This window comes from Herbiconiux daphne (assembly GCF_024979295.1).
GTDB classification, from domain to species: domain Bacteria; phylum Actinomycetota; class Actinomycetes; order Actinomycetales; family Microbacteriaceae; genus Herbiconiux; species Herbiconiux daphnes.
The window spans coordinates 1-509 of the sequence record NZ_JANLCJ010000854.1; the positions used below are offsets into that span (position 1 = coordinate 1).

General features: G+C 40.7%; 2 protein-coding genes. Both read right to left on the bottom strand.

The window, feature by feature from the left end:
* Window positions 1-218 (bottom strand): ATP cone domain-containing protein (locus N1032_RS28045; protein WP_259544029.1); only part of this gene is annotated, 218 nt, incomplete at its 3' end.
* Between the two features lie 3 nt (window positions 219-221).
* On the bottom strand, window positions 222-509 hold a 288-nt coding region (locus N1032_RS28050; RefSeq protein ID WP_259544030.1), incomplete at its 5' end, for a hypothetical protein.

Consider the following 509-nt stretch of genomic DNA (forward strand, 5'->3'; position numbering starts at 1 on the left):
GTGTCATTCGCAAGCAGCATTGATTCAACATCACGCTGAATATCACGAATCTCTACAGTTTCAGCATCCTTGTATTTCTCAAGAATGGTTGATGCAATTTTGAATGCAGAGTTATAACTACTCTTATCAACGGCTTGTTGTGCTTTCAGAACTGCATTGATGATACGAGCAGGATCAAAATCCACACACTTACCATCACGTTTAATTACTCTCACCATGTCTTATCCCCTTGTCTCTTCTAAATATTGCGATGCACCAACATTACCTTCAATATTGGCGAGAACTTGTTGAGTAATTACTAACAGGTTCTGTGGACTGATTCTAATAGGGTAGGGTCTAACCTCTTCCCTTGTGTCAGTCTTTAATTGTACGTAGACTCGTTTCGGGGTGGTTCCAACTACGGTTCCAAACTTCAATCGAGTATTGATTTCAAAAGGCGGCCAAGCCACAATGTCATCAATTCGAATAACACGATTGAGCATGTCACGGTGAATGTGTCTTAATAGTGC